The 25,772-nt window shown below is 62.1% G+C and carries 27 protein-coding genes; 9 read left to right on the forward strand and 18 right to left on the reverse strand.

Features of this window, described 5'->3' with window-relative positions:
- Positions 1–29: 29 nt before the first annotated feature.
- The 8 genes from HX898_RS25530 to HX898_RS25565 all read right to left on the reverse strand — a co-directional run bounded on the left by HX898_RS25530 (position 30) and on the right by HX898_RS25565 (position 7,229).
- Positions 30–350 (reverse strand): hypothetical protein, encoded by a 321-nt coding sequence (locus HX898_RS25530; RefSeq protein WP_180196149.1) that lies wholly within the window; start codon positions 348–350, stop codon positions 30–32.
- Between the two features lie 27 nt (positions 351–377).
- The gene (gene omp10, locus HX898_RS25535; protein ID WP_012758937.1) at positions 378–746 is read right to left on the reverse strand and encodes an outer membrane lipoprotein Omp10; all 369 of its coding nucleotides are present in this window, start codon (positions 744–746) and stop codon (positions 378–380) included.
- 171 nt (positions 747–917) lie between these two features.
- Complete coding sequence (locus tag HX898_RS25540; RefSeq protein ID WP_180196150.1) at positions 918–2,369, reverse strand: homospermidine synthase; 1,452 nt, start codon at positions 2,367–2,369, stop codon at positions 918–920.
- 197 nt (positions 2,370–2,566) lie between these two features.
- Positions 2,567–2,932: a DUF4440 domain-containing protein gene (locus tag HX898_RS25545; RefSeq protein WP_180196151.1), complete on the reverse strand. Its 366-nt coding sequence runs from the start codon at positions 2,930–2,932 to the stop codon at positions 2,567–2,569.
- A 17-nt stretch (positions 2,933–2,949) separates the two neighbouring features.
- Positions 2,950–3,234: a YciI family protein gene (locus HX898_RS25550; RefSeq protein ID WP_171600646.1), complete on the reverse strand. Its 285-nt coding sequence runs from the start codon at positions 3,232–3,234 to the stop codon at positions 2,950–2,952.
- Positions 3,235–3,236: 2 nt separating this feature from the next.
- Complete coding sequence (locus HX898_RS25555; RefSeq protein ID WP_180196152.1) at positions 3,237–3,866, reverse strand: aminotransferase class IV family protein; 630 nt, start codon at positions 3,864–3,866, stop codon at positions 3,237–3,239.
- Complete coding sequence (locus HX898_RS25560) at positions 3,863–5,017, reverse strand: aminodeoxychorismate synthase component I (RefSeq protein WP_180196153.1); 1,155 nt, start codon at positions 5,015–5,017, stop codon at positions 3,863–3,865. The genes HX898_RS25555 and HX898_RS25560 overlap by 4 nt, the downstream gene beginning before the upstream one ends.
- 358 nt (positions 5,018–5,375) lie before the next feature.
- Entirely contained in the window at positions 5,376–7,229 is a 1,854-nt protein-coding gene (locus tag HX898_RS25565; RefSeq protein WP_180196154.1) for a M3 family oligoendopeptidase, read from the reverse strand.
- Positions 7,230–7,554: 325 nt separating this feature from the next.
- On the opposite strand from HX898_RS25565, the gene HX898_RS25570 reads away from it, so the two are divergent.
- Both HX898_RS25570 and HX898_RS25575 read left to right on the forward strand, forming a co-directional pair.
- Positions 7,555–9,099, forward strand: a complete 1,545-nt coding sequence (locus HX898_RS25570) for a sigma-54 dependent transcriptional regulator (protein WP_041936462.1) — start codon at positions 7,555–7,557, stop codon at positions 9,097–9,099.
- 178 nt (positions 9,100–9,277) lie between these two features.
- Positions 9,278–11,128: a DUF882 domain-containing protein gene (locus HX898_RS25575; protein WP_180196155.1), complete on the forward strand. Its 1,851-nt coding sequence runs from the start codon at positions 9,278–9,280 to the stop codon at positions 11,126–11,128.
- Positions 11,129–11,288: 160 nt separating this feature from the next.
- Here the strand turns inward: HX898_RS25575 and HX898_RS25580 are convergent, their stop codons facing one another.
- The 3 genes from HX898_RS25580 to HX898_RS25590 form a co-directional block, all read right to left on the reverse strand.
- Positions 11,289–11,552, reverse strand: a complete 264-nt coding sequence (locus HX898_RS25580; protein WP_003542853.1) for a DUF2312 domain-containing protein — start codon at positions 11,550–11,552, stop codon at positions 11,289–11,291.
- A 91-nt stretch (positions 11,553–11,643) separates the two neighbouring features.
- Positions 11,644–11,949, reverse strand: a complete 306-nt coding sequence (locus HX898_RS25585; protein WP_180196156.1) for a DUF1244 domain-containing protein — start codon at positions 11,947–11,949, stop codon at positions 11,644–11,646.
- 15 nt (positions 11,950–11,964) lie between these two features.
- Positions 11,965–12,753 (reverse strand): N-formylglutamate amidohydrolase, encoded by a 789-nt coding sequence (locus tag HX898_RS25590; RefSeq protein ID WP_138333546.1) that lies wholly within the window; start codon positions 12,751–12,753, stop codon positions 11,965–11,967.
- A gap of 201 nt (positions 12,754–12,954) precedes the next feature.
- On the opposite strand from HX898_RS25590, the gene HX898_RS25595 reads away from it, so the two are divergent.
- The 3 genes from HX898_RS25595 (at position 12,955) to HX898_RS25605 (ending at position 15,638) form a co-directional block, all read left to right on the forward strand.
- Entirely contained in the window at positions 12,955–13,440 is a 486-nt protein-coding gene (locus tag HX898_RS25595) for a DUF1036 domain-containing protein (protein ID WP_011653476.1), read from the forward strand.
- Positions 13,440–14,879, forward strand: coding sequence for a pyruvate kinase (gene pyk / locus HX898_RS25600; RefSeq protein ID WP_003542849.1), 1,440 nt, complete (start codon positions 13,440–13,442; stop codon positions 14,877–14,879). Before HX898_RS25595 ends, pyk begins: the two co-directional genes overlap by 1 nt.
- A 123-nt stretch (positions 14,880–15,002) precedes the next feature.
- Positions 15,003–15,638, forward strand: a complete 636-nt coding sequence (locus HX898_RS25605) for a LysE family translocator (RefSeq protein ID WP_138333377.1) — start codon at positions 15,003–15,005, stop codon at positions 15,636–15,638.
- Between the two features lie 2 nt (positions 15,639–15,640).
- On the opposite strand, the gene HX898_RS25610 is transcribed toward HX898_RS25605, so the two are convergent.
- From HX898_RS25610 to HX898_RS25620, 3 genes are read right to left on the reverse strand one after another with little or no spacing between them, the layout of a single operon-like run.
- Positions 15,641–16,198, reverse strand: coding sequence for a DUF4865 family protein (locus tag HX898_RS25610; RefSeq protein ID WP_138390542.1), 558 nt, complete (start codon positions 16,196–16,198; stop codon positions 15,641–15,643).
- On the reverse strand, positions 16,195–16,599 hold the full coding sequence (locus HX898_RS25615) for a cupin domain-containing protein (RefSeq protein ID WP_180196157.1): 405 nt from the start codon (positions 16,597–16,599) through the stop codon (positions 16,195–16,197). Before HX898_RS25615 ends, HX898_RS25610 begins: the two co-directional genes overlap by 4 nt.
- Positions 16,596–17,015, reverse strand: a complete 420-nt coding sequence (locus HX898_RS25620; RefSeq protein WP_138333380.1) for a tautomerase family protein — start codon at positions 17,013–17,015, stop codon at positions 16,596–16,598. Before HX898_RS25620 ends, HX898_RS25615 begins: the two co-directional genes overlap by 4 nt.
- A 117-nt stretch (positions 17,016–17,132) precedes the next feature.
- On the opposite strand from HX898_RS25620, the gene HX898_RS25625 reads away from it, so the two are divergent.
- Both HX898_RS25625 and HX898_RS25630 read left to right on the forward strand, forming a co-directional pair.
- Complete coding sequence (locus HX898_RS25625) at positions 17,133–18,029, forward strand: LysR substrate-binding domain-containing protein (protein ID WP_180196158.1); 897 nt, start codon at positions 17,133–17,135, stop codon at positions 18,027–18,029.
- 230 nt (positions 18,030–18,259) lie between these two features.
- Positions 18,260–19,066 carry a phytanoyl-CoA dioxygenase family protein gene (locus HX898_RS25630; RefSeq protein ID WP_180196159.1) on the forward strand — a complete coding sequence of 269 codons (807 nt, stop codon included), beginning with the start codon at positions 18,260–18,262 and terminating at the stop codon, positions 19,064–19,066.
- 38 nt (positions 19,067–19,104) lie between these two features.
- Here the strand turns inward: HX898_RS25630 and HX898_RS25635 are convergent, their stop codons facing one another.
- Positions 19,105–20,049 carry a GlxA family transcriptional regulator gene (locus HX898_RS25635; RefSeq protein WP_180196160.1) on the reverse strand — a complete coding sequence of 315 codons (945 nt, stop codon included), beginning with the start codon at positions 20,047–20,049 and terminating at the stop codon, positions 19,105–19,107.
- Between the two features lie 129 nt (positions 20,050–20,178).
- Between HX898_RS25635 and HX898_RS25640 the strand changes: the two genes are divergently transcribed.
- Positions 20,179–20,976 carry an SDR family oxidoreductase gene (locus HX898_RS25640; RefSeq protein WP_138333383.1) on the forward strand — a complete coding sequence of 266 codons (798 nt, stop codon included), beginning with the start codon at positions 20,179–20,181 and terminating at the stop codon, positions 20,974–20,976.
- 67 nt (positions 20,977–21,043) lie between these two features.
- On the opposite strand, the gene HX898_RS25645 is transcribed toward HX898_RS25640, so the two are convergent.
- The 3 genes from HX898_RS25645 to HX898_RS25655 all read right to left on the reverse strand — a co-directional run bounded on the left by HX898_RS25645 (position 21,044) and on the right by HX898_RS25655 (position 24,905).
- Positions 21,044–22,018 (reverse strand): threonine/serine dehydratase, encoded by a 975-nt coding sequence (locus HX898_RS25645; RefSeq protein ID WP_180196161.1) that lies wholly within the window; start codon positions 22,016–22,018, stop codon positions 21,044–21,046.
- A 155-nt stretch (positions 22,019–22,173) separates the two neighbouring features.
- Positions 22,174–23,910 (reverse strand): gamma-glutamyltransferase, encoded by a 1,737-nt coding sequence (ggt, locus tag HX898_RS25650; protein WP_180196162.1) that lies wholly within the window; start codon positions 23,908–23,910, stop codon positions 22,174–22,176.
- A gap of 137 nt (positions 23,911–24,047) precedes the next feature.
- Entirely contained in the window at positions 24,048–24,905 is an 858-nt protein-coding gene (locus HX898_RS25655) for a helix-turn-helix transcriptional regulator (protein WP_138333386.1), read from the reverse strand.
- A gap of 116 nt (positions 24,906–25,021) precedes the next feature.
- Between HX898_RS25655 and HX898_RS25660 the strand changes: the two genes are divergently transcribed.
- The gene (locus tag HX898_RS25660) at positions 25,022–25,738 is read left to right on the forward strand and encodes an SDR family oxidoreductase (protein WP_180196163.1); all 717 of its coding nucleotides are present in this window, start codon (positions 25,022–25,024) and stop codon (positions 25,736–25,738) included.
- The last annotated feature ends 34 nt before the right edge of the window (positions 25,739–25,772 follow it).

Raw genomic sequence — 25,772 nt, forward strand, 5'->3', positions numbered from 1 at the left:
CAAGGGGGCAGGGCAAAAAAGCCGGGTTCCTATCCCCGGCATTCGCCATCGGCGGTGTTTCGATAGAGTTCGTGCACGGCCTCCGCAATATTCGGGACTATGGCGAGCGCGACGATCAAGCAGAGAAGGGAAACGAGGCGATGAAAGCGCCGGCCGGCCCGATAGGCAAGGAGCGCGCCTGCACCATAGATCAGGATTGCCGGCACGGCGAAGATCAGCACCTGCAGCGGCCCGTCGCAATCGGGAGCGGCGATGCCCTGGGCACGATATTCGTTGGCCGGTGAAACGACCGCAAGTGCCGCAAGCGGCAATGCGAGCAGCAGGATGAGATAAGAGGCGAAGGCCCGCATGGCGTGCTTAGCCTATCGCCTCATCTTTCAGCCGCGGCGGGAAAGCGTGAACTGTGCGCCGGAATCGGAGGTGCAATTGAGCTGGCTCGGGTTGACGAGGGCGCAATTGACCTTGGACTGGGTCTTGCGCACCAGCGAGGTCATGTTGATCTCCACCAGGGTCGGTGAGGTATTGATATAGGTGCCCGAGGCAAGAAGCTGGTTGCTGTCGGTCGTGCGGGTGGTGAAACTACCGCCCTGGAAGGTGGAGACGATGCCGTTCGGATCGCTCCAGTTGCCTTCGACGCCGGTGGCGGCGGGTGCGGTTGCAACCGGCAAGCGACGCGGCTCTGATGAAACGCAGGCGGCAAGAGCGGCCGCTGCACCGACAAGAACAAGACCAGTTCTGATTTTCATAAGGCTTCTCCCGGCGAATCGGCGCGGCGGACAGCCGCCAAGTTCGGGCAAAACATGGCGCGCGCCCGGCATGAAGGCAAGCCTTGGAAGGGCGGCGGGCGGCATTTAGACAGCCGGCGTTACAAAAATGCCCGCCTTGCGGCGGGCATTGTCGAAGTCGTGCAGGAGATCTCAGCGAACGAGAATGTTCCTGAACTGCCACGGATCCTTGGTGTCGATATCCTCGGGGAAGAGGCCCGGACGGCCGTCGAGCGGGGTCCAGTCGGTGTAGTGGCCTTCGACCGGGCCGAGATAGGGCATCTGCACTTCGAGGCAGCGCTTGTAATCGATCTCGTCGGCTTCGACGATGCCGGCATTCGGGTTTTCGAGCGCCCAGACCATGCCGGCGAGGACGGCGGAGGTCACCTGCAGGCCGGTGGCGTTCTGGTAGGGCGCGATGCGGCGCGTTTCTTCCAGCGACAGGCGCGAGCCATACCAGTAGGCATTCTTCTCATGGCCGTAGAGCAGGACGCCGAGTTCGTCGATGCCGTCCTCCAGCTCGTCCTCGTCGAGAACGTGATGGACCGGCTGCGGCGTTCCGCCATTGCCGAACATCTCATGCAGCGAGAGAACGGCGTCGTTGGCCGGATGGTAGGCATAGTGGCAGGTCGGGCGGAAGGTCACTTCGCCGTCCTTGTCGCGGACCGTGAAAAAGTCGGCGATCGAGATCGACTCGTTGTGGGTGACGAGGAAGCCATATTGCGGGCCGGGCGTCGGGCACCAGGTGCGCACGCGGGTGTTGGCGCCCGGCTGCTCCAGGTAGATCGCCGCCTTGTTGCCCTTCTTGTGCTTCTTGGCGTTTTTCGGCATCCACTCTTCATGCGTGCCCCAGCCGAGTTCAGCCGGCTGCAGGCCTTCAGAGATGAAGCCTTCGACGGACCAGGTGTTCCAGAAGACGTTGAGCGGCTTCGGATGCTTGGTGCGCTGGGTGTCGCGCTCGGCGATGTGAATGCCCTTGACGCCGACCTTCTTCATCAGCTTTGCCCAGCCTTCGCGATCGTGCTGGTCCGGCTCCTCGAACTTGAGGCCGATGTCATTGGCGAGGTTGACGAGCGCCTGCTTGACGAACCAGGAGACCATGCCCGGATTGGCGCCGCAGGTGGACACGGCGGTGGCGCCGCCCGGGTTCTTCGCCTTTTCCTTGCGCATGGTTTCGCGCAGCGCATAGTTGGTGCGGTCGGCATTGCTCATGCCCTTGTCGAAATAGAAGCCGAGCCAGGGCTCGACGACGGTGTCGATATAGGGAACGTCGAGTTTGCGGCAGAGCTTGATGATGTCGAGCGAGGAGGTGTCGACCGAGAGGTTGACGCAGAAGCCCTGACCTTCGCCCTCCGTCAGCAGCGGCTTCAGCAGTTCCTTGTAATTGTTCTTAGTGACATGTTCCTTGATATGGCGAACGCCGTGCTTCTTCAGGATCTCCATGTCGGAGGGCTCTTCACGAGGGTCGATGACGACCATCCGGCTCTTGTCGAATTTGAAATGGCGCTCGATCAGGGGCAGGGTGCCGCGGCCGATGGAGCCAAAGCCGATCATTACGATCGGACCGGTAATTTCGGCATATACCGGATAATTCTGTTCCGTCATTCTTTTCTCCTGTGGAAGGCGACGAAGGCGTTCAGCCCGAAGAATTGTTTTGAAATTGCCGCAGAGAGTGCGAGGTGACCGGCTCTAACCATAAAACGACGTCACAATAAAGAGCGTTGACAGGGAAAGACCAAATATCGAGTGGCGATAGGGGCCGGCGAAACCGTCTTGGGGATCGGCAGACCGCATGGATTGGCTTAACCGATGACGGTGCCCTGATGGAAGAGCATGCGCCAGTGCCCCTCCTCTTCCAGCCGCCAGATGGAACTGCGCAGCGTCCGCCTTTCGCTTCCGTCGGTGTCTGTGTAAATGGCGCGGTAGGTGACGAGCGCGATGTGCTCCGCAAGTCTTTGGGTTTCGAAATGCTCGCCGCGGGACGTTCCCGTTCGTTGCTCGGCCAAAAGACTGGGCACAATGACGTCGAAGGTATAGAGCCGTCCGGAACTGCCGATTTCACGGAAATCGCGCGAGAGCAGCGCGGTCAGCATCTCCCGCGAGGCGCGAACGGACGGGTCGAAGAGTTTTTCTTCGAGCTCCTTCAGATGGGCTGCGAGATCATCCATGATCGGCTCCTGCAAATTCAGCCCTTCAGGATTTCCAGTCCGTCGACCGCAGTCGTTACGGCAAACTCGGTGATGTCATATTCGGCAACGCCATGGATGGTGAAGGGATCGGCGGCGACATAGGCCTCGATTGCGGTGCGATCGCCGATTGCGAGGATGACGCCGCCGGTGCGCGGCACCTTGCGGCCTGAGGCGAGGAACCAGCCCTTTGCATAACCCTCCTTCACCCAGGCCATGTGCGGCTCCATGTGCCTGTCGGCTTCATCGTTGGGTTTCACATAGGTGAGCGAGAGAATGAACATGGTCAGCTCCTGACGAGGTTTGCGCGGATCAGGCCGCGCAGCGAATTGCCGATATAAAGCGTGCCGGCATCGAGATCGGCAAGCGAGATACGGCCGACGCGGGCCTGCCGCCGGCAGATGAGCTCGGTGCGCAGCACGCCGGCGAGCAGGCCGCAGGAGATCGGCGGGGTGCGCAGGATGCCGGTTCCGTCGTCCAGGAAGATCGAGGTGATGGTGCCCTCGCAGACTTCGCCGCACTCGTTCAAAAGCATGACCTCATCGGCCTCATCAGGCCGATATTCGGCCCGCGCGGCCTCGTAGACGGCACGGCGCGTGGTCTTGACGCGCAGCAGCCTGTCGGCGGAATCCAGGCGGGTCTCGGCGAGGCGGATGGTCCAGATGGCATCGGGCGCCAGGGGCACGAAAGCGGCGCTCGTCACTTCGATATGGCCCTGCGCGTCGAAGGTCAGGCGGATGCGCAGCGGACCGGCAGCACCCGCAACGGCTTCGTCGAGCCTTGCTGTCGCTTCGATCGGTTGCGGGAAGCCAAGGCGACGGGCGGAGCGGGAAAGCCGGGCGAGATGCAGCCGCAGCCGGATGAAGCCCTCGCCGGGCTGCCAGCGCAGCGTCTCGATCAACGAAAAATCGATCATCGCGCAATCCATTGGTCGCCGACAGCGAAGCGGGCCTTGAGCAGGCATTCCTCATATTCGGCCTCGGCGGTCGAATCGAAGACGATGCCGCCGCCGACATTGAAGACGGCCCTGCCGCCGTTAAAAAGCGTGATCGTGCGGATGGCGACGGAAAAACGCATGGCGCCGGTGGGCGAGATCATGCCGATCGCCCCGCAATAGGCGTCGCGCGGGGCATCCTCCAGCGCGTGGAGGATTTCCATTGCCCGCATCTTCGGCGCGCCGGTGATCGAACCGCAGGGGAAGAGCGCGGAGAAGATGTCGCGGATCGAAAGATCGGGGCGGAGCCTTGCCTGGACATGGCTCACCATCTGGTGGACGGTCGGATAGGTCTCGATGTCGAAGAGCTTAGGGACGTCGAGCGTGCCGACCTCGGTGATGCGGGAGATATCGTTGCGCAGGAGATCGACGATCATGCGGTTTTCCGCTTGCGTCTTGATATCGCGGCGCATGGCCTCGATGATTTCGGCATCCTCGGCGGCAGTCGTGCCGCGTTTTGCCGTGCCCTTCATCGGATGGGTCTCGATCCAGCCCTCTTCATCGGTGCGGAAGAAAAGTTCGGGCGAACGCGAAAGGATGATCGGGCCGCCGAGATCGGCCAGCGCGCCGTATTTTACAGGCTGGCGTTCGATCAGCCACCAGAAGGCGGCACGAGGATCGCCGTTCCAGCGAGCCTCGACCGGCATGGTGAGGTTTGCCTGATAGGCGTCGCCGAGCCGCAGGTGCTGGTGGAGGCGGTCGAAGCGCTCTTTATATATAGGGAAATCCCACGCGGCTTTCGGAGCGGTGAGGAATTCCTCGTTTTCGAGGCGCTGTCTTGGCTGGGCAAACGGATGCGTATCGGGCTGCGGGGCGTCGAAAACGCCGAAACAGATGAGCGGGGTTTCGCGATGTTCCCCGGCGAAGGGGGCAAGTTTTTCTTCGAAGAGGTATCCGGCCTCATAGGCCATGTAACCGGCAAGCCATTTGCCTGCGGCCTTGGCCTGCTCCATCCGAACAAGGCCTGCAAAGAACTCGGCGCGCGTCCTGGCAAGGATGATCTCTGCCGGCTCGGCGAAAAGCATCACCTGTCCTGATGTGTCGTCGCGGAAGAGAATGTAGGGGTCAGACATTGTTCACGGCATATTGCTTGGTTATCCGACGGTCGCGTCTGCGATGCGGGGCGATGCGAAACTCGTGGTTTTGCTGCGGTAGGCCGAGACCGCAGTAGCACCCACCTCCCTCATTCCTGTGTTTGTCACAGGAATCCAGCCACGGCGCGTCTGCGCCGTGAATGACTCATGTCCGACAGATAAAGAGTCTCCGGCGCCCAAGGACTTGGGCGCGCTGGATTCCTGTGACGAGCACAGGAATGAGGGAGAGTGGGCTGCCGTCATGGGTCCTCGTGGACATTGCAGAATGCGGTCAATGTATCAAGCGTAACAACGGTCCCATCATAGCGTTCGTTCTTTCAAGTCATGGTCGGGGCTCTCAGCCCTTATCCAACGCTTCCAACTCGTCGATCAGCCCTTCGATCATCGACAGGCCCTGGCTCCAGAACGACGGATCGGTGGCATCGAGGCCGAAAGGCTTCAACAGTTCCGAGTGATGCTTGGTGCCGCCGGCCCTCAGCAGTTCGAAGTACTTCTCCTGAAAGCCCTTCTCGGCCTTCTGGTAGACGGCATAGAGCGAATTCACCAGGCAATCGCCGAAGGCATAGGCGTAGACATAGAAGGGCGAGTGGATGAAGTGGGGGATATAGGCCCAATAAGTCTCGTAACCTTCAGAAATGTTGATCGCCGGCCCAAGGCTTTCCGACTGGACGGAGAGCCAGAGTTCGCCGATGTCGTCGGCTGTGAGTTCGCCAGCCTTGCGGGCGGTGTGCAGCTTGCGCTCGAATTCGTAGAAGGCGATCTGGCGCACGACCGTGTTGATCATGTCCTCGACCTTCTGGGCAAGCATCGCCTTGCGCTCGCGCGTATCGGTGGTCTTTTGCAGAAGGGCGCGGAAGGTCAGCATTTCGCCGAAGACGGAAGCGGTTTCGGCAAGTGTCAGCGGCGTCTGGCACATCAGTGCCCCCTGCGCACCGGCGAGAACCTGGTGCACGCCGTGCCCGAGTTCATGGGCGAGCGTCATCACATCGCGCGGCTTGCCCATGTAATTGACGAGCACGTAGGGGTGGGCCGAGGGAACCGTCGGATGGGCGAAGGCGCCGGGCGCCTTGCCGGCACGAACCGGCGCATCGATCCACTGTTCGTCGAAGAAGCGCCTGGCGATATCAGCCATCTCGGGGGAAAAATTGCCATAGGCCGAAAGCACCGTGTCCTTCGCCTCCGGCCAGGAGATGATGGCGCTGGAGGTTTCCGGAAGGGGCGCATTGCGGTCCCAGAAATTCATCTGCTCCATGCCGAGCCATTTCGCCTTCATCTTGTAATAGCGATGCGAAAGGCGGGGATAGGCTTCGCGGACGGCTGCTGCCAGCGCATCGACGACCTCGCGCTCGACGCGATTTGCCAGGTGGCGGCTGTCGGCGATGTCCTCGAAGCCGCGCCAGCGGTCGGCGATCTCCTTGTCCTTGGCAAGCGTGTTGGTGATCAGCGTGAAGGTGCGGATATTCGCCTTGAAGGTTTCGGCAAGCGCCATGGCTGCCTTGCGGCGCACTTCCGGATCCTTTTCCTGCAGCTTGTTCAGCGCCACTTCGAGCGGCACTTTCTCGCCATCGATGTCGTAGCGAAGTTCCGCCATGGTTTCGTCGAAGAGGCGGTTGAAGGCTGCGGCCGATGTCATCGACTTCTCGAGGAAGAGCTGTTCCAGCCTGTCGTCGAGCTGGTAGGGCTTGTCCTTCCTGAGGTCGAGCAGCCATGGGCGATAATGTCCGGCGGCAGGATCATTCGCCATGCAGGCGTCGATCACCGCGTCGTCGATGCGGTTCAGTTCCAGCGCGAAGAACAGGAGATGGCCGGAAAATTCGGTGATCTTGGCCTGTACGTCGCCGTAGAGCTTGCCGTTTGCCGGGTTAGTGGTGTCGGAGAAATAGGTGAGGCCGGCAAAGGAGCCGAGACGGCCGATGATGTCATCCAGCGCCTCATATTCCTTCAGCGCCGCGCCGATGCCCTCAGCGCCGGTCTTCGCCGCCGCCTCAGTGAGTGTGCCCTTCCACTTTTCTTCGAAGGCGATCGCTGCCTTGCCGGCCTTTTCCATGTCGGCGACGAAGGCGGTGGATGTGGCGGAGGGATAAAGATCCTGCAGCTTCCAGACCGGCAGATCGCCGAGCGCCGCATCGGCGGCCCCAGCTGGCGCTGCCGCCGATAGAAGAAGGCCGGCGTGCGGGAGCTTGTTTTTCATGAGCGCAATTCCTCTCCACTTTTATAACAGGTCTGCCGTAACAGGTCAGCTTGTCTACCGCATCGGCCCGAAAATCGGAATCGATTTTCGGAAAGCACGATGCGTCGATTGAAAGTGTTACAGCGTCCTTTGCGCGTCTGAGAAGACGCGCAGCGCTGTAAGCGTGCTAAGGCCCGGCATCAAGGGGCTTTCGGCGCATGAAAGGCCTCGCTTCGGCACGAAAACGACCCGTTGCAATCGTTAAAATGCAATTGTTTCTCAAAACTGGATGTTCAAGCCTTGCTGTCAGAGTGCGCTTCATGGTTTCGCATGAAGTGAGGCGACAATGACCGGTTACAATGAGCTCAAGGGAGCAGGGCAAATCCTCGTGGTCGAGGACGACCCCGTGCAGCGCCGCCTGCTCAAGAACGCAATCGAGCGTCACGGCCATGTCGTGCACCAGGCGGAAAATGGCCGCATCGGCCTGGAAATGGTCAAACGCGACAGCGGCCTTTTCAACGTCATCGTACTCGACTTGATGATGCCGGAGATGACAGGCCTCGAATTCCTCGATGCGCTTCATGAATTCGGCACGCAGATCCCCGTCATCGTGCAGACGGGGCAGGGCGGCATCGAGACGGTGGTGCAGGCGATGCGCGCCGGCGCCTTCGATTTCGTCGTCAAGCCGGTCTCGCCTGAACGCATCGCCACTTCGATCTCGAATGCAATGAAGCTCGACCAGCGCGAGGTGAAGGCACGGGCCGGACGCCGGTCGCGCTCAGGCTCGGTTGGCTTCGACGATATCGTCTCGGCAAGCCCGGCGATGCTCCGTGTCATCGATCTCGCCCAGCGGGCGGCTCAGTCCAACATTCCCGTTGTGCTCGAAGGCGAATCCGGCGTCGGCAAGGAACTGGTGGCGCGCGCCATCCAGTCCGGCGGCGACCGCTCGAACAAGCCCTTCGTCACGGTCAATTGCGGGGCGATCCCGCATAATCTGGTCGAAAGCATTCTCTTCGGTCACGAGAAGGGCGCGTTTACCGGCGCGACCGAGCGTCATATCGGCAAATTCATGGAAGCCGATGGCGGCACCATCTTCCTCGACGAGATCGGCGATCTGCCGCTCGAGGTGCAGGTGAAGCTTCTGCGTGCCGTGCAGCAGGGCGAGATCGAGACCGTCGGTGCCCGCACCGCGCACAAGGTCAATGTCCGGCTGATCTCGGCGACCAACAAGGATCTGATCGAGGAGGTCAAGAACGGCCATTTCCGCGAGGATCTCTACTATCGCCTCAACGTCTTCCCGATCACCATTCCGGCGCTGCGCAAACGCAAGGAAGACATTCCGCATCTGGTGCGCGTCTTTGCCGACCGCTTCTCCAGCGAGCAGAAGAACGGCCGCCGCATGACGGTGAATGCCGGCACGCTGGCTTTGCTGACCGCCTATGACTGGCCGGGCAATATCCGCCAGCTCGAAAACGCGATCTTCCGCGCGGTCGTTCTGGCCGAAGGGCCTGAGTTGACCGAGGCTGATTTCCCGCAGATCGCCGCCCAGCTTCCGGAATATGACGTGGTGGATCACCTGGCACTAGTTGCCGACAATACCGGCCTCGATCCTGACAATGGCTATGGCGAGGACTTCAGGGCGTCGATGTCGGGAGAGGTGCACCACCGCCTGTCCGAGGCCTCGGAAAACGCGATCGCCAGCGTCAATCCTGCCGGAGACGTGCGCAAGCTTGCCGATGTCGAGGAGGAACTCATCCGATTCGCGCTCAAATTCTATCGCGGGCAGATGAGTCAAGTAGCGCGCAAACTTGGCATCGGCCGATCCACACTTTATCGCAAGCTCAAGGACTACGGCATAGACCCTGACAATCCCCAGAAAGATGCGGCTTAAGCGCTTTTCCTTAAGATTAAGGCAACCACGTTTTGTTACTAGTCATAAACCACTTGTTAGTGGCGCGTTCACTATGTAAAGAAAAGGTTGATCATGTGTGGCATTTTTGCCATCGTGTGACCGCATTTGACAGTCATCTGAGACAGTACGGGACATTGTCTGTCTGACGGGGATCGAGTTGCCGAATCTGAATGGGAATTCCAAGCCTTCGCGCTTGAGCTGGCGTTTGTTGTGCGCCGACATTTGCGGAAAGGCAATAAGGACGGTAGCGGCCGCCCTTCTTGCGCTCGCGGTTTCCTCACCGGTATTCGTTAGTACGCCTTCGCAGGCAGCGGGCGACACCCGCAGCCTCAAGCTCTATTTCATTCATACCGGCGAAAAAGCCGTCATCACCTACAAGCGTAACGGCAAGTTCGACCCCAAGGGTCTGGAGCAGCTGAACCGCTTCCTGCGCGATTGGCGCAAGAACCAGCCGACGAAGATGGACCCGCGCCTGTTCGACCTGATCTGGGAAGTCTATCGCCAGAGCGGTTCGAGGGATTACATCAACGTCGTCTGCGGCTTCCGCTCGCCGGGGACCAACGAGATGCTGCGCGGCCGCTCGCGCAAATCCGGCGTCGCCGAAAAGAGCCAGCATATGCTCGGCAAGGCGATGGACTTCTTCATTCCCGACGTCAAACTCGCGACGTTGCGCGGCATCGGCATGAAGATGCAGGTCGGCGGCGTCGGCTTCTATCCGAAATCGGGCTCGCCCTTCGTGCATATGGATGTCGGCGGCGTTCGCGCCTGGCCGCGCATGAGCCGCGACGAGCTTGTCCGGCTTTTCCCGAACGGCAATACCATCCATATTCCGGCCGACGGTAAGCCGCTGCCGGGCTACCAACAGGCGATGGCCGACTATAAGCGCCGCGCCAGCGGCCCGCAGATCCAGATCGCCAGCGCTTCCGAATCGGCGGCGCCGAAGCACAAGACGCTGTTTGCCGCGCTCTTTGGCGGCGGAGCGGACGAGCAGGAAGACGAGTCGGATGATTCCACGCCTGTCGCCGTCGCCAAGGCGACGCCGCCTAAGGCCGAGCCTGCTCCTGCCGAGCCGCAGCAGACCGAAGTCGCCGATCTGAACGCGCCGGTGCCGCAGGTTCGCCCGGCATTCAGCAACCAGCCGGCGGCCAGCGAAGTGGCGAATGCACTCGTCGCGCCGCCTTCGGGTAATGCCGCACAGCAGGCTCTTGCGGCGGCCCTTCCGGCCGATCAGGCCCAGCCGCAGCAGTTCGCCGATCTCAGCGCCTACAGCATTCCGGTTCCCTCGCTTCTCGGTCAGCGCCGCGCGCCTGGCGACGCCGAGGTTGCGTCGACCGACCCCGTGCTGACGGGCGCGAATGCGCTGCCGGTTCCGACGCCGATCGAACGCCCTTCCGTTGCCGAGAACCTTCTTGCCGCGGCCGATGCCGATCCGGAGGCAGACGCCGACGAAGCCGATCAGGACGCACTGTCTCCTGCGGTCGCCGATGCGCTCGACCAGCAGCGGAACGAGGATGCGGAAAGGCAGATCGCGTCCAGGGCGGCGCCGCAGACGGTCGAGCAGGCCATCAACGCCGCGATGACGCAAAAGGCGCCTGCCGCAAAGCCACCGCTCGAACTCGCGGCGTTGGCGCCGATGACCAAATCGGCAAGCTTTGGCGACGGCTTCGACGAACCGGCTGTCGAAAGCGCCGTGGCGCAGGGGCTTCCCGCCAAGGGTGGTCGCCCGACACATAAGGAAGCCGCTGCAGCGGATGCCAGCCGCACGACGGTGCGCACCGAGCCGAAGCTGACGGAAAAGATGATCTCGCAGTGGGCGCTGACCAATGCCCGCCTGGAAATGGCCTCCAAGCAGGTCAAGGCGCCGCGGTTCGTCAGCCAGACGATGCGCGCCCAGCCGACCGCCGTCTATGCCGAGGGCTTCAACGTCAAGACCGCTTCGGTCGACCCGGCCCGCTTCAGCGGCACGGCTGTGAACTTCATGGAAGTGCGCAAGTTCAACACGAACTGAGCCTGCCAATCGAGGAAATGTCGAAAACCGCCGGAGCGATCCGGCGGTTTTTCTTTTCTATTTCGATCCAGCAAGCTGGCTGTTTAGGCAGTTGTTTCCACCGCAAAAGAAAAGCCGCCGGGAGGCCGGCGGCTTGTCGACATCGGTAATGCCGGAAGGATCAGCCTTCCGGCGGCGACTCGATCATGCCGAGCGCGAGCAGGTAGGTGTCGAGGATTGCTTCCTCTTCCATGCGTTCCTGCTCGTCCTTCTTGCGCAGCGCCACGACCTTCTTCAGGATCTTGGTATCGAAGCCCATTCCCTTGGCCTCGCCATAGACGTCCTTGATGTCGTCGGCGATGGTCTTCTTTTCTTCTTCCAGCCGTTCAATGCGCTCGATGAAAGCGCGAAGCTGATCGCGGGCGACGCCATGAGCATCAGACATCGTGTTCTCCTGGTTTTTCGGTGATCAATTTTGGATGCCAGTGACTGCCGCGAAGCGGCGTCACGGTCAAGCCTGTTCGCGGCCAGCCACGCTATTTGTGTGGATTGTTCAGTTCAAAAGCAGCCTTTTGCACAGGCGACGCCTCGTTCTGGTGAAGATTCTTCCAGTCCTCATAGGACATGCCATAGACCATTTCGCGCGATTCGTCCCTGGTAACCGGGACACCTTCGGCCTCGGCGGCTTCGCGATACCAGTTCGACAGGCAGTTGCGGCAGAAGCCGGCCAGATTCATCAGATCGATGTTCAGAACGTCGCTGCGCTCACGAAGATGTGCGACGAGGCGGCGGAAGGCGGCAGCTTCGAATTCGGTCTGTTGTTCCTTGCTGAGCGCGGTCATCTTGCTTCCTTTCTTTCAATAGGGGCCGGTGCGTGACAGGTGGACGTCGTATCCGTGCAAGGCGGGATCGGCATTCATCGCCGCAAAGATCGGCGCCAGGCGTTCGGCCCATGCTGATATGCCGGTCTCGTCTCCGATCAGGTCCTGCCGCACCTCGAGCAGCGCATGCGGAATGCCTGTGATCATGCAATGGCGGTACATGGTATCGCCCTTCAGTGCGCCGTCATAGGGTTCGTTGTCGCCGACGGCGAGATCGGGGTCGGCGCGCAGCATGTCGAGCAGCGGGCCGACGGCGCGATGGTCGCTATCCCAGAGTACGGCGGCGTGCCAGGGACGGGGAATGCCTTTCCAGGCCGGCGTGAAGGAGTGCAGCGACAGCACCAGCGGTGCCCTGCCGGTGGCATTCGCCACGCTGTCGATCGTTGCGGCGACAGCGTCGTGATAGGGGCGATGGAAGGTTTCGATGCGGTAGTCCCATTCCTGCGGCGTGATCGGATGATTGCCTGATACGACGGCGCCGTCGGAGATCTTCATGATCAGCGTCGGATCGTCTTCGCCGCGATTCGGATCGATCAGCAGACGCGAAAAGCCGCCGAGCACGGCAGGAACGCCGAGTTTCGCCGAAAGCTGCCGCGTCAGGCCCTCGATGCCGATGTCATAGGCGATGTGGCGGGCGAAGGCCGCCTCGGGCAGTCCGAGCCGGCCATATCGCGCGGGAAGGCGGTTCATCGCGTGATCTGCGAGGATCACCATGCCTTTGTCATGTTTGCCGGATAGGATTTCGAAGGATTGGAAGTCGTCCATCAGGGAATTGCCGTTCGTCATTGCGCCGTCGGGCGCAGTGATCGCATGCACCTGCGGCAGGTTCAAGCGCGGCAGGGTGGGGAGAGGTTGAGTCGGACCCTCGACGGTGGTTATGAAAGGAAATATAATCGATTAGCATTGCGTTGACTTTCGCTTGACGGCGGCGCAAGAAGACACGGATACGAATAACCGTGGAGCTATTTGGGAGCCGTGTTGATCCAAGCCGCGCCAAGTTTCCTCACGCGGTCCGGACCGCTGGTCCGTCTCGCTCTGTTCGCTCTTGCAGCCGCCATGCCGTTTTTCATCGCAGATGCCGCACGCGCCGATTTTCGCGTCTGCAACGGAACACAGAATCTCGTCGGCGTTGCGATCGGATACCGGGCCAAGGATGGCTGGGTGACGGAGGGCTGGTGGCAGGTGCCGGCAACGACCTGCGCCACGCTGATCGAGGGAGAATTGCAGTCGCGTTATTATTACCTCTACGCAGAGGACGCCGCCCGGGGAGGACGATGGACGGGTGACGTGCAGATGTGCGTGGCGGAAAATGAATTCAAGATCTCGGGTGTGCAGGATTGTTATGCCCGCGGTTACCAGAAGATGGGATTCAAGGAATATGATACGGGCCGCCAGGGTAGCTGGATGGTTCAACTCTCCGACACCCCAGGGACGCAAGAAAGCCAGAATTGATGAAGCGTAATCGCAAAGTTAAAATCCTCGCCACCCTCGGGCCAGCCTCCTCCGAGGAATCGATGATCGAGAAGCTGCACCAGGCTGGTGCCGATGTCTTCCGCATCAATATGAGCCATGCGAGCCACGACATGATGCGTATGCTCATCCAGCGCATCCGCTCGGTCGAGGCGCGCTCCGGCCGGCCGATCGGCATTCTCGCCGACCTGCAGGGACCGAAACTGCGTGTCGGCAAGTTCGTCGACGGCAAGGTGGATCTGAAGCCCGGCCAGACCTTCACGCTCGACAACAACGAAGCCCTCGGCGACCAGAACCGCGTCTATCTGCCGCACCCCGAGATCCTGGAGTCGGTACAGCCCGGCCACCGTCTGCTGATCGATGACGGCAAGCTCGCCCTGCGCGCAGAAAAATGCGACGGCAAGAGCATCGTCACGACTGTTATTTCGGGCACGCGCATCTCCGACCGCAAGGGCGTCAGCCTTCCCGACACGCTGCTCGGCGTCGGCGCGCTGACGGACAAGGATCGCGCCGATCTCGACGCAGTGCTTGCCACCGACGATGTCGACTGGGTGGCGCTTTCCTTCGTCCAGCGTCCCGACGACCTTGCCGAAGTGCGCAAGATCGCCCGTGGCCGCGTCGGCCTGATGTCGAAGATCGAAAAGCCGCAGGCTCTCGAGCGCATCGAGGAAATTATCGAACTTTCCGATGCATTGATGGTCGCGCGCGGCGATCTCGGCGTCGAAATGCCGCTCGAATCGGTTCCCGGTATCCAGAAGCAGCTGATCCGCGCCTGCCGTCGTTCGGGCAAGCCGGTGGTCGTTGCCACGCAGATGTTGGAATCGATGATCTCCGCGCCGGTGCCGACACGCGCCGAAGTTTCCGACGTCGCGACCGCCGTCTTCGAAGGTGCGGATGCCGTCATGCTCTCGGCCGAATCGGCCTCGGGCGACTATCCCGTCGAAGCTGTCACGACGATGGCGTCGATTGCCACCGCCATCGAGCGCGAGCCGCATTATCCCGGCATCATCTATGCCCAGCGTGCCCAGCCGGAAGCGACCGGTGCCGATGCGATCTCGCTGGCCGCCCGTCAGATCGCCGAAACGCTGAAGCTGTCGGCGATCGTCTGTTACACCTCGTCGGGCACCACAGGCCTTCGTGCCTCGCGCGAGCGTCCGCAGGTGCCGATCCTGGCGCTGTCGCCGATCATCAAGACGGCGCGCCGTCTTGCCGTCGTCTGGGGCCTGCATTGCGTCGTCACCCATGACGCGACCGATCTCGACGACATGGTCAACCGCGCCTGCCGGATCGTCGCCGACGAAGGCTTCGGCAAGCCGGGCGACCGCATCATCATCTCGGCCGGTGTGCCGCTCGGCACGCCCGGCGCCACCAACATGATCCGCATCGCCTATATCGGCTCCGACGGCCAGAGCGGCGTCTGATCCGATCGCATCTCTTCGAACGCCCGCTGCCTGAAGAGGCGGCGGGCTTGTTCGTTGATGGGGCGGTATTGCCAAGGGCTGCGGTGCGTGCAAGTTTCGCTTCCCTGGGTTCGGAGGAGCATCATGGATATCGTCACGCTTCTGGCTTTTGCGGCCGTTTCCTTCGTTGGTATCGCGACTCCGGGGCCGACAGTGCTGTTGGCGCTGACCAACGGCTCTCGGCACGGTCTGCGCCGCGCAGTTGCCGGCATGATCGGCGCGGTGCTGTCCGATTTCGTGCTGATCGGCGCCGTCGCGATCGGGCTCGGTGCGCTGCTCGCTGCATCGGAATTCTGGTTCTCGATGCTGAAATGGGCGGGTGCCGCCTATCTCGCTTTTCTCGGCATCATGCTGCTGCGTTCGAAGGGCACGATCGATGCGGCGTTGAAGTCCGGAGCGCCTGCGAGTGCGACATCGCCCTTCTCGATCGGACTGAAGAGTTTCATGGTCGCGGCGACCAATCCGAAGGGCTACCTGTTCTTCTCGGCCTTCCTGCCCCAATTCATCGATCCGACCATGCCGCAGGCGACGCAATATATGCTGCTCGCCCTTGTCTTTGCCGCGCTCGATTTCCTCATCATGTTCGGCTACGCCTTCTTCGGTTCGCAGGCGGTGCGTTTCCTGAAAACCTCAGGCGCCATGTGGTTAGAGCGGGCCTGCGGTGGCGCGCTGCTGGCGCTCGCCGGCTCGCTGGCCTTCTATCGCCGGGCAACCGTTTGAGTTCAGGGTCGAGCCAGGGATAGATGGCCGACGCGATAGGCCTGCGTCTGCTCGCCGATCTCGGGAATTTCTCGCCACAGTCTGAAGCGTACCCGCGTCCAGGTCGTCGGTTCGAAGCCGGAGACGGAGGCGAGTGCGCCGCCTGTCGCCAGGTCGGCTTCGGCCGCCACGCTTTCGACGCGGCGAATGTCGGCGAGCGGTGCGTAGGGCTCGGTTTGCAGGATATCGCGTGTGGCGAACCTGGCTGCGGCGATGTCGGATGAGACTTCCGACCGCCAGACGATCCAAGTCCTCACCCGCGGCCAGCCGAAGGCACCGGTCAGTGTCTCGAAGCCCGGACCACAAAGGAAGTCGCTCGCTCCTTCCGGCTGCTGCCAGAGATAGAAGGGCGCATAGAGATTGTCGCGACTGCCGAACTCGCCCTTGCGGGCGCTGAGATAGGCTTTGAAGCCGAGATTGGGAAAGCCGTCGAGCATCGGCCCCTTGTCGCGGATGCGGCGGTCGATGATCGACATGTCGTAATCGGTGGGCAGGGTGAAGCTGTACTGCATGGCGATCATGACCGTCTCTCCACCGGCTGCAGCCATTCGACGACGCTGCCGTTTTCCGTCGGCTGGACGCTGATATAGCTGAAGGGGCTGTCATCGGCCGCGCCATGCCAGTGGCGCTCCCCGGGCGCAAACCAGACGGCATCGCCGGTACGCAATGTTTCGATCGGGCCGCCATCGTTCTGCGCCAACCCAAGCCCCGAAAGCACATAGAGCAACTGACCCCTGGGATGCGTGTGCCAACGGGTGATGGTGCCGGGATCGAGCGTCGCCCGCATCGCGGTGTTCTCGCCATCGGCGCTGCCTTCGAGCAGCATCTCGACCCAGAAGGGCGCAGTCACGACGCCCTCCGGCGAGCGGATTGCCTTGCCGGGGCGTTTAACAGTCATGGTCTTCGGGTTCGACGCGCTCATTGCCGGCCTCCAGCCACACGAAGCCGCCAGTCTGGGTCGGTCATCTGGGCAATGCCATTGCCGAAGGACCAGTCTTCCGGTGCGCTGGTGCTGATGACGATCATCACATCCTCAGGCCGGAGGCCCGGCGATTGCGCCAGGAGATCGGCGAGCCGCCGATAGAGCGCCGCCTTCATCTCGCCGGTGCGAGGCCTGCCGATCGTGATCGAGATATAGACGAAGTCGTCCGAGCGCAGGCCGGCGAGATAGCTGCGGTCGAAGATCAATTCGTTCCCGTCATGCTGATGGATGGCCTGGAAACGATCGTTTTCGGGCACGTCGAAAGTCTCGACCAGGGCGCGCTGGATGTTGTCGGCCAGTGCCATGAGGTAGTCCGGCGACTTGCCTTTGCGAAGGGAAATGCGAACGAAGGGCATCGGAATCTTTATGGTTCAGGCCGTCGATCGGCCTTGACAGCAGAACCATCGCACGGCACGATGATGCTGAAAATCAGAATTTTATGGATCAATGATCCTGAAAATTGGGACTATATTATGCGACGGACGATCTTCGATCTCGATGTGCTTCGAACCTTTTCGACCGGCATGGAACTCGGCAACTTCGCCAAGGCGGCCGAGCGGCTCGGGCGTTCGACCTCGGCAGTGAGTGCACAGCTGAAGAAGTTGGAGGAGCAGGCGGGCACGCCGATCTTCCGCAAGGCGGGGCGCGGACTGGCGCTGACCGATGCCGGCGAGACGATGCTTGGTTATGCCAGGCGGCTGCTGGAACTCAACGACGAGGCGGCTGCCGCCGTCAACAGCGTCGAGCTGGAAGGCTGGGTGCGGCTCGGCCTGCAGGAGGATTTCGGCGAGAGCCTGCTGCCGGATGTGCTCGGTCGCTTTGCGCGCGCTCATCCGAAGGTCCGGATCGAAGCGCGGGTGGTGCGCAATGCCGAACTGCTCGAGCGCGTCACATCGGGCAAGCTCGATCTGGCGCTTGCCTGGAGTGACGGCACGCTGACGGCGCATTGCGAGCGGATCGGCGAAGTGCCGATGCGCTGGATCGGACCTTCCGAGGGGCCGCCGGCCTGGCAAGCCGCAAGCGGTGAGCCGATGCCGCTCGCTTCGCTGGAGGCGCCGTGTCTGTTACGCAGCGCCGCGACCAAGGCGCTGGATGAGGCGGGCATCTCCTGGCGGCTCGCCTTCGTCAGTCCCAGTCTCGGCGGTCTCTGGGCCGCGACGGCGGCAGGCCTCGGTCTCACCATCCGCACGCCGATCGGCCTGCCGGCGAAGGTCCGGCCGCTCGCGCCGGAGACCATCGGCTTACCGGATTTGCCCAAGCTCGGTCTGGTCCTGCATCGGGCGGAAGCCGAACCGCAACCGGCTGCGGCCCGGCTTGCCGAGCTCGTGCTTCAGTCCGTGCAGGGTGCGCTGCGCGAGGTGTTGGCTTGACATCTCCGCATTGACCCTTCGGGCGCAAGCCTGTAGCCTCGAACCGCTATGAAGACGTTCACCCTCAATATCGCTTCGGTCTTCTTCTTGAGCCTCTAAGGCTCTGCCTTCGGGCATCAGAAGATGCGGCCGCTGACCAGCCTTTGCGGCTGGCGCGTCGCCGTGGACTGTAACCACCCTGCGTCTGGCCAAGGAAAGAGCCGGCAGGATTGGCGATAGAGAGATATGTCATGACATCAGATGTTTATCCGGCGGCACTGAGTGCTGCGCAGATCGAGCAATTCATCGAGGACGGTTTCGTCAGGATCGACGACGCTTTTCCCCGCGCATTGGCCAAGGAAGCTCGTGCCATCATGTGGCGCGACATTCCCTTCGATGCGGATGATCCAAGGACGTGGACGCAGCCTGTCGTGCGGCTTGCCGGCTATGGCGGCGGACCATTCGAGAAAGCCGTCAATACGCCGGTGTTGCATTCGGCCTTCGACCAGCTCGTCGGCAAGGGTCGCTGGGAGCCACGCAGTGGGCTTGGCAGCTTCCCGGTCCGCTTTCCCCATCCCGATGATCCCGGCGATGCCGGTTGGCATGTCGATCTGAGCTTTCCCGGCGAGGATTCCAATCCGGCTGAGCAGCGGGACTTTTCCGCCTGGCGGGTGAACATCACCTCGCACGGGCGGGCGCTGCTGATGCTCTTCCTGTTTTCGGATGTGGGGCAAGAGGATGCGCCGACCCGTATCCGCGTCGGTTCGCACAAGGATATCGCACGCCTTCTCGAGCCGGCCGGCGAGAGAGGAATGGCCCATCTCTGGCTGGAGCATGTCGGGGAAGAGCGGCCGCTGGCGTGGGCGACGGGACGGGCGGGCACGGTCTATCTGTGCCATCCGTTCCTCATCCATGCGGCGCAGATGCATCACGGCAAGCAGCCGCGCTTCATGGCGCAGCCCGGCCTTGCACCTTTCGAACCTCTTCGGCTCGAACGGGAGGACGGTGCCTATTCACCGGTCGAAATCGCAATCCGCCGGGCGCTTCAAGAGCGGTAACGAGGACAGAATGCATCCGGTTCAAAAGGCCGGGTGCATCACATCTGCAGTTCCTGCAGGGCGGCGCGTCGAATTGCCTGCGGCGGCTGACCGAAAGCGCGAAGGAAGGCGCGGCGCATGCGCTCGCGATCGGCAAAGCCGGTTTCGCGAGCAACGACATCGATCGGGTGGCGGCCCTGCTCCATCATCAGCCGGGCCGCTTCCAGCCTCAGGTTCTCGACGGCCTTCGCCGGCGATTGTCCGGTTTCCGCGCGGAAGGCGCGGCTGAACTGGCGGGGGCTGAGATGGGCGGCTTCCGCCAGCTCCTCGACCGAAAGCGTCGATTTCAGATTGCTGCGGGCGTGGGCGAGCGCCTTCTGAATCCGGTCCGATTTGGGCTCCAACTCCAGCAGGGCGGAAAACTGCGACTGGCCGCCGGAGCGGCGATGATAGACGACGAGCATGCGGGAAACGGCGCGCGCTACCTCGAAGCCGTGATCCTTCTCGACCATCGCCAAAGCCAGGTCGAGACCGGCCGTCATGCCTGCCGAGGTCCAGATGGAACCGTCGATGATGAATATCCGGTCCTCTTCCATCTTTATCTTGGGATAGCGGCTTTGCAGCTCGCGAGAGACATACCAGTGCGTCGTCGCGCGGCGGCCGTCGAGGATGCCGGCTTCGGCAAGAAAGAAGGCGCCGGTGCAGATCGACGCCAGGCGACGTGTGGCGGGCAGGGCGGTGCGGATGAAGTCGGTTTCCGCCGCATTCGGCAGCCTGATACCGGGCGCTCCCGCCACGATCAGCGTGTCGAGGGCCGGGTCCCCAAAGGCCTCCGTCTCCATCACCATGCCAAGCGAATTGGTAATCGGCCCGCCGTGTTCGGAGAGATAGCGGACCTCGTAAACCTTTTCCTCGAGTTCGATATTGGCGAACTCGAAGGCCGAGACGGCCGCCAGGCTCATGATTTGGAAGCCGGGATAAACAAGAAAGCCGATTTGCTGCATGACCATCACGTTCTGGCAAGAGGATGTCCTGAAAGGTGGTATATATGACATTCAGGACATTCGCAATTGGGGGTAAGACTTTCCTCAAGCGCAAGGCATCGGGCTGGCGCGCATGCAAGGAGACGGATCATGACACAGGACCATAAGGGTACGGCGCTGGTGACCGGCGCATCGTCGGGTATCGGCGCAATTTATGCCCACAGGCTGGCAAAGCAGGGTTACGATCTCATCCTCGTTGCCCGCAACGGCGAGCGGCTGAAGGCGCTGGCAAGCCGGCTGACCGATGAGACCGGCCGGACGGTCGAGACTGTCGTTGCCGATCTCGGCAACCGGGCCGATCTCGGCCGCATCGAAGGGGTGTTGAAGGATGACCGGAGCATCACGCTTCTGGTCAACAATGCCGGTGTCGGTGGAACGGCGCCGCTGCTTTCCGCCGATGTCGAAAAGATGCAGGAGATGATCGAGCTCAACGTCACGGCGCTGACGCGGCTGACCTATGCCGCCGTGCCGGGGTTCGTCGCACGCGGCGGCGGCACGATCATCAATATTGCGTCCATCGTCGCGATCGCGCCGGAGCTGCTGAACGGCGTTTACGGCGGTACGAAAGCCTTCGTGCTCGCCTTCAGCCAGTCGCTGAAGCACGAACTGGCGGAGAAGAACATCCGCGTGCAGGCGGTGCTGCCCGGCGCCACCGCTACGGAATTCTGGGACATCGCCGGCACGCCGGTCGAACATTTGCCGAATGAGATCGTGATGTCGGCAGAAAATATGGTCGATGCATCGCTCGCAGGTCTTGAGCAGGGCGAATTTGCAACGATCCCCTCGCTTGAGGATGCAGGCCTGCTTGCCGCCTACGAGCAGGCGCGTCAGGCATTGATGCCGAACCTCTCACGCACCGCGCCGGCGAAACGCTACAAGGTCGCGTAATTATAAAAGATAGAAACCATCCGCGGCGGCTGCTGCGGATGGTCGACCGCGTTCAGTTGCACGATGTTCAGCCGAAACGTTCCAGAGCCATGGCGAAAATATCGGAATCGACATTGCCGCCGGAGGTGACCACGACGACCGTGTCGCTTTCCAGGGCATCGCCATGGAAGAGGGCGGCGGCAAGCGCCACGGCGCCGCCGGGCTCGACGACGATCTTTAGCCGTGTGAAGGCGAGCGCCATGGCGCGCAGCGCCTCCTCGTCGGTGACGACGATGCCGGCGCCGGCGAGGCGCTTGAGGATCGGGAAGGTGATGTTGCCGGGCTGCGGCGTGACGATCGCATCGCAGATCGAGCCTGATACCGCCGCGTTGCGTTCGATCTTGCCGGAGGCGAGCGAACGGGTGGTGTCGTCGAAATCCTTGGGCTCGCAAGGGCGGACGCGAAAGCCGGGGGAACTGGCTTCAAGGGCGAGCGCAATGCCGGAGGTCAATCCGCCGCCGCCGCAGGGAACGAGGACTTCGGCTGATGTCACGCCCTCCTCCCCAGCCTGCTCGGAGATTTCGAGACCGGTCGTGCCCTGACCAGCGATGACAAGCGGTTCGTCGAAGGGCTTGATCAGTGTCAGGCCGCGCTCGGCCGAAAGCCTTGCGCCGATCTCGTCGCGATCCTCGTTGACGCGGTCGTAGAGCACCACCTCGGCACCGAAGGCGCGGGTGTTGGCAATCTTCAGCTTCGGCGCATCGCTCGGCATGATGATGACGGAGGGGATATTGTGCAGCTTGGCCGCAAGCGCAACGCCCTGGGCGTGGTTGCCGGAGGAGAAGGCGATGACGCCTTTCGAGCGTACCACAGCATCGAGGCCGGAGACTGCCGACCAGCCGCCGCGAAACTTGAACGAGCCGGAATGCTGCAGACATTCCGCTTTCACGAACAGACGCCGGCCGGCGATCTCATCGAGGAAAGGGGAGGAGAGAAGCGGCGTGCGCCTTGCATGACCGCGCAGACGGGCGCGAGCTGCGACAATCATTTCAATGCTGGCCATTCGGGAATCTTTCTGCTTGCGGGTTCGCCCATGCATAGGGCGCGGCAAGCCAATTGTGAACGGCGACTTTGTCACGGTGACATGAATGGTGCCACCGCTGCTTCTCGAGCCGCGTTGCGCTTCCGCCGACTGTTTGATCAGGCGATCGCGAAGCGTCAGTAGCCGCTTGCCGACCCTTCTGCCGCGCGGCTGTCCATGGCGCCATTGTAGCGGGCACCGCCACCCTTTTCGATGGCCGCAAGGCTTTTGCCGCCGACGAGGATGCCGGCGGCCTGACCCCATTGCGGCGCGTCGTTGCCACCATCGAAGCTGTAGCCCATGGCGGCGAGCGTCTTTTCCGTATCCGGCGAAAGCGCATAGGGTTCGAGAAAGACCTTGTCGGGCTGCCATTGGTGGTGGACACGCGGGGCGTTGACAGCCTGGCTGATATCCATGCCGAAATCGACGACATTGAGGATCGCTTCCAGCGTGATGGTAATGATGCGCGAGCCGCCGGGGCTGCCGATCACCATAAAGGGTTTGCCGTCCCGGGTGACGATCGTCGGGCTCATCGAGGAGAGCGGCGTCTTCTTCGGGGCGATGGCATTGGCCTCGCCCTGCACCAGTCCGTAGAGGTTCGGCACGCCGGGCTTGGAAGTGAAATCGTCCATTTCGTTGTTCAGCAGCACACCGGTGCCGGGCGCTACAACGGCGGCACCGAAGGAGCCATTCAGCGTATAGGTGACGGCGACCGCATTGCCCTCGTCGTCGATGATCGAATAATGCGTGGTCTCGGTGCTTTCCTTGCCGCCGAGCGGTTTCAGGTTCGCCGAGGTGCCGGCCTTGTAAGGGTCGATCTTGGCGGCGATCTCCAAAGCATACTTCTTGTCGAGAAGCGTTGTGACCGGGTTCTCGACGAAATCGGGATCGCCGAGCGCAGCATTGCGGTCGACATAGGCATAGCGCATCGCCTCGACCATGATGTGCACGGTTTCGGCCGAGTTATAGCCCAGATAGGAGAGCGGGTAGCCTTCCAGAACGTTGAGGATCTCGCAGATGATGACGCCGCCGGAAGACGGCGGCGGCGAGGAGATGATGTCGTAGCCGCGGTAATTGCACTCGATCGGCTTCAACTCGCGCACGGCATATTGTTCGAAATCCTCCTTGGCGAGGATACCGCCCTTGGCCTGGCTCGCCTTGACGATCGCCTCGGCGGGCGCGGCCTTGTAGAAGGCGTCCGGGCCTTTTTCGGAGATGCCTGCCAGGACTGCGGCAAGGTCCGGTTGCTGGAGTTTTTCGCCTGATGCATAGGGTTTACCATCAAGTTTCAGGAAGATCTTTGCCGTGGCTTCATCCTTGGCGAGGCGCTTGGCGTTGCCGGCGAAACTTGCGGCGTCGCCCTGTTCCAGCGTGAAACCTTCCTTGGCGAAGCGGAGCGCCGGTGCGATCAGTTCTTCGCGCGGTTTGGTGCCGTATTTCTCGCGCGCGGTCTCGAAGCCCATGACGGAGCCCGGCACGCCGACGGCAAGATAACCGTCGAGGCTGGCGCGCGGCACGATATCGCCCTTGGCATCGAGATACATGGTCTTGGTGGCGGCAAGCGGCGCGCGTTCACGAAAATCGAGGAAGGTCTTCGTGCCGTCCTTCAGGCGGATGGTCATGAAGCCGCCACCGCCGAGATTGCCGGCCGAGGGATAGACCACCGCCAGCGCATAACCGACCGCGACCGCCGCATCGACGGCGTTGCCACCGCTTTTCAGCACCTCGACGCCGACATCGGTCGCCAGATGCTGGGCGGTGACCACCATGCCGTGCTCGGCTTCGACGGGCGCAGGCGAGGCGGCGAAAGCCGAGGTCAGGCTCAGCGACAATGCTGATATGACGGAGATCGTCCCGATATGCAGGCGGCCCATGATTTCCCCTCCTATGGACAATGATGGAAAAACATATGGGGCTGCGACAGCCCGAGGCAATGCAAGGGATTGGCTTTAAAACATGTCGCGCAAGGTATGTCGCGAGTTTGCGGCGACGACTTACGTAAAAACAAAATCTAGAGCGTCAGCAGTTCGGCGAGTTTCCGGTTGGTGTCGTCGTCATCGAGGGGCGTATAGACGATGAGCTTCATCTCCGGCCGACTGGTCAGTGTCAGGCCGGTATGTTCGAAGGACATGCGGCCCTTGACGGGATGGTTGATGCGCTTGATGCCGGATAGCGGGTTGACGACCTCATGGCGCTGCCACCAATCACGAAATTCAGGGCTTGCTTGTTTCAGCAGCGCGATCAGCCGATCGAAATCCGGATCGCCGGCATAACGCGCACTGTCGGCGCGAAACATCGCCAGCGATACGCGGGCAACGGCTTCCCAGTCGACGAGCAGCTTGCGATGCGCGGGGTCGGCAAAGAGGCGATGCATGGTATTGCGCTCGTCACGTTCGAGCGTGTCGTAACCGCCGAACAGCACGTCGGCGGCGCGGTTCCAGGCGAGCACGTCCCACCGGCGGCCGAGCACATAGGCCGGCTGGTGTGTCAGGTTGGCGAGCATGCGCTGCAGCGGCTCGTCGACGCATTCGGGTGCGGACGAGACTACCTGCGGGGCATGGCGATTGTTGAGGGTGAAGAGATGCCGGCGCTCGGCCTCGTCGAGGCGCAGCGCATCGGCAAGGGCGTTGAGCACCTGCATGGAGGGCCTGACATCACGGCCCTGTTCCAGCCAGGTGTACCAGGTGGTGCCGACGCCGGCGAGCATGGCGAGCTCCTCGCGGCGGAGACCCGGCGTGCGCCGGCGAAACCCCTCCGGCAGGCCAACCTCGGAGGGCGCCAGCCGCTCGCGACGGGAGCGCAGGAAGGCTGCGAATTCACGGCGGCGGGCTTCGAATGTGTCGGATCTCTGGTCCATGGCGGGAATCATATCAGTATTGATACCAGGATAAAATCGGAACTGTTTGCCGTTTCCGGGCCGCGCATGATGCCGGTGTCGCAGGTGGTTGAAGCGTCTGCGGCTCGATCAATTCAAGGAGCAGCATCATGTCTTTGCAGCATGTGGTCGTCATCGGCGGTTCTTCCGGCATCGGCCTTGCCACGGCGAAATTACTTTTGAAACAGGGATATACGGTCACCATTGCAGGCCGTGACGGCGAAAAACTTGCGGCGGCGAAGGCATCGCTCGATGGCGATCTGCGCAGCCTCGTCCTCGATGCGGCTGAGCTTTCCGACCTTGGGGAGGCTTTTGCTGGGGTTGGCGCATTCGGTCATCTCGTGTTGGCGATGGGCAGCGGTCACGGCGCCGGAGCTTTTGCGACGCTCGACATGGCGGATCTGCTTGCCGGGTTCCAGACCAAGCTCATTCCGCATGCTGCGGCTGCTCAGGCGGCGCTGCCGTTGCTGCAGCCGGGCGGCAGCATCACCTTCGTTTCGGCGGTCAGCGCGCAAGCTGCGATGCCCGGCACGGCTGGGCTTGCGGCCGTCAATGCCGGCATCGAGGCGATGGTGCCGGTGCTTGCCGCCGAACTGAAGCCGCTGCGCGTCAACGGCGTTTCGCCTGGGGTCGTCGATACGCCGTGGTGGAGTTTCCTGCCGCCCGAGCAGCGCAGGAGCGTTTTTGCGGATTTCGCCGGCCGCACGCCGGTCGGCCGTGTCGGCAAGCCGGAGGATATTGCAGAGGCGATTGCCTTCCTGATTGGAAACGGCTTCATGAGCGGCCACGTCATCACCTGTGACGGGGGTGTGCGTCTCAGCGCGTGAGGTAGGCTTCAGGCTGTCGCCGACCGGAAATCCA

The sequence above is a fragment of the Rhizobium sp. WYCCWR 11128 genome (genome assembly GCF_013416305.1).
Taxonomy (GTDB): Bacteria; Pseudomonadota; Alphaproteobacteria; order Rhizobiales; family Rhizobiaceae; genus Rhizobium; species Rhizobium indicum.

Excerpts from the sequence above, each read along its gene's own strand:
- HX898_RS25530 (WP_180196149.1), bottom strand. The coding sequence starts at position 350 with ATGCGGGCCTTCGCCTCTTATCTCATCCTGCTGCTCGCATTGCCGCTT.
- omp10 (WP_012758937.1), bottom strand. The coding sequence starts at position 746 with ATGAAAATCAGAACTGGTCTTGTTCTTGTCGGTGCAGCGGCCGCTCTT.
- HX898_RS25540 (WP_180196150.1), bottom strand. The coding sequence starts at position 2,369 with ATGACGGAACAGAATTATCCGGTATATGCCGAAATTACCGGTCCGATC.
- HX898_RS25545 (WP_180196151.1), bottom strand. The coding sequence starts at position 2,932 with ATGGATGATCTCGCAGCCCATCTGAAGGAGCTCGAAGAAAAACTCTTC.
- HX898_RS25550 (WP_171600646.1), bottom strand. The coding sequence starts at position 3,234 with ATGTTCATTCTCTCGCTCACCTATGTGAAACCCAACGATGAAGCCGAC.
- HX898_RS25555 (WP_180196152.1), bottom strand. The coding sequence starts at position 3,866 with ATGATCGATTTTTCGTTGATCGAGACGCTGCGCTGGCAGCCCGGCGAG.
- HX898_RS25560 (WP_180196153.1), bottom strand. The coding sequence starts at position 5,017 with ATGTCTGACCCCTACATTCTCTTCCGCGACGACACATCAGGACAGGTG.
- HX898_RS25565 (WP_180196154.1), bottom strand. The coding sequence starts at position 7,229 with ATGAAAAACAAGCTCCCGCACGCCGGCCTTCTTCTATCGGCGGCAGCG.
- HX898_RS25570 (WP_041936462.1), top strand. The coding sequence starts at position 7,555 with ATGACCGGTTACAATGAGCTCAAGGGAGCAGGGCAAATCCTCGTGGTC.
- HX898_RS25580 (WP_003542853.1), bottom strand. The coding sequence starts at position 11,552 with ATGTCTGATGCTCATGGCGTCGCCCGCGATCAGCTTCGCGCTTTCATC.
- HX898_RS25585 (WP_180196156.1), bottom strand. The coding sequence starts at position 11,949 with ATGACCGCGCTCAGCAAGGAACAACAGACCGAATTCGAAGCTGCCGCC.
- HX898_RS25590 (WP_138333546.1), bottom strand. The coding sequence starts at position 12,753 with ATGGACGACTTCCAATCCTTCGAAATCCTATCCGGCAAACATGACAAA.
- pyk (WP_003542849.1), top strand. The coding sequence starts at position 13,440 with ATGAAGCGTAATCGCAAAGTTAAAATCCTCGCCACCCTCGGGCCAGCC.
- HX898_RS25605 (WP_138333377.1), top strand. The coding sequence starts at position 15,003 with ATGGATATCGTCACGCTTCTGGCTTTTGCGGCCGTTTCCTTCGTTGGT.
- HX898_RS25610 (WP_138390542.1), bottom strand. The coding sequence starts at position 16,198 with ATGATCGCCATGCAGTACAGCTTCACCCTGCCCACCGATTACGACATG.
- HX898_RS25615 (WP_180196157.1), bottom strand. The coding sequence starts at position 16,599 with ATGAGCGCGTCGAACCCGAAGACCATGACTGTTAAACGCCCCGGCAAG.
- HX898_RS25620 (WP_138333380.1), bottom strand. The coding sequence starts at position 17,015 with ATGCCCTTCGTTCGCATTTCCCTTCGCAAAGGCAAGTCGCCGGACTAC.
- HX898_RS25625 (WP_180196158.1), top strand. The coding sequence starts at position 17,133 with ATGCGACGGACGATCTTCGATCTCGATGTGCTTCGAACCTTTTCGACC.
- HX898_RS25630 (WP_180196159.1), top strand. The coding sequence starts at position 18,260 with ATGACATCAGATGTTTATCCGGCGGCACTGAGTGCTGCGCAGATCGAG.
- HX898_RS25635 (WP_180196160.1), bottom strand. The coding sequence starts at position 20,049 with ATGCAGCAAATCGGCTTTCTTGTTTATCCCGGCTTCCAAATCATGAGC.
- HX898_RS25640 (WP_138333383.1), top strand. The coding sequence starts at position 20,179 with ATGACACAGGACCATAAGGGTACGGCGCTGGTGACCGGCGCATCGTCG.
- HX898_RS25645 (WP_180196161.1), bottom strand. The coding sequence starts at position 22,018 with ATGGCCAGCATTGAAATGATTGTCGCAGCTCGCGCCCGTCTGCGCGGT.
- ggt (WP_180196162.1), bottom strand. The coding sequence starts at position 23,910 with ATGGGCCGCCTGCATATCGGGACGATCTCCGTCATATCAGCATTGTCG.
- HX898_RS25655 (WP_138333386.1), bottom strand. The coding sequence starts at position 24,905 with ATGATTCCCGCCATGGACCAGAGATCCGACACATTCGAAGCCCGCCGC.
- HX898_RS25660 (WP_180196163.1), top strand. The coding sequence starts at position 25,022 with ATGTCTTTGCAGCATGTGGTCGTCATCGGCGGTTCTTCCGGCATCGGC.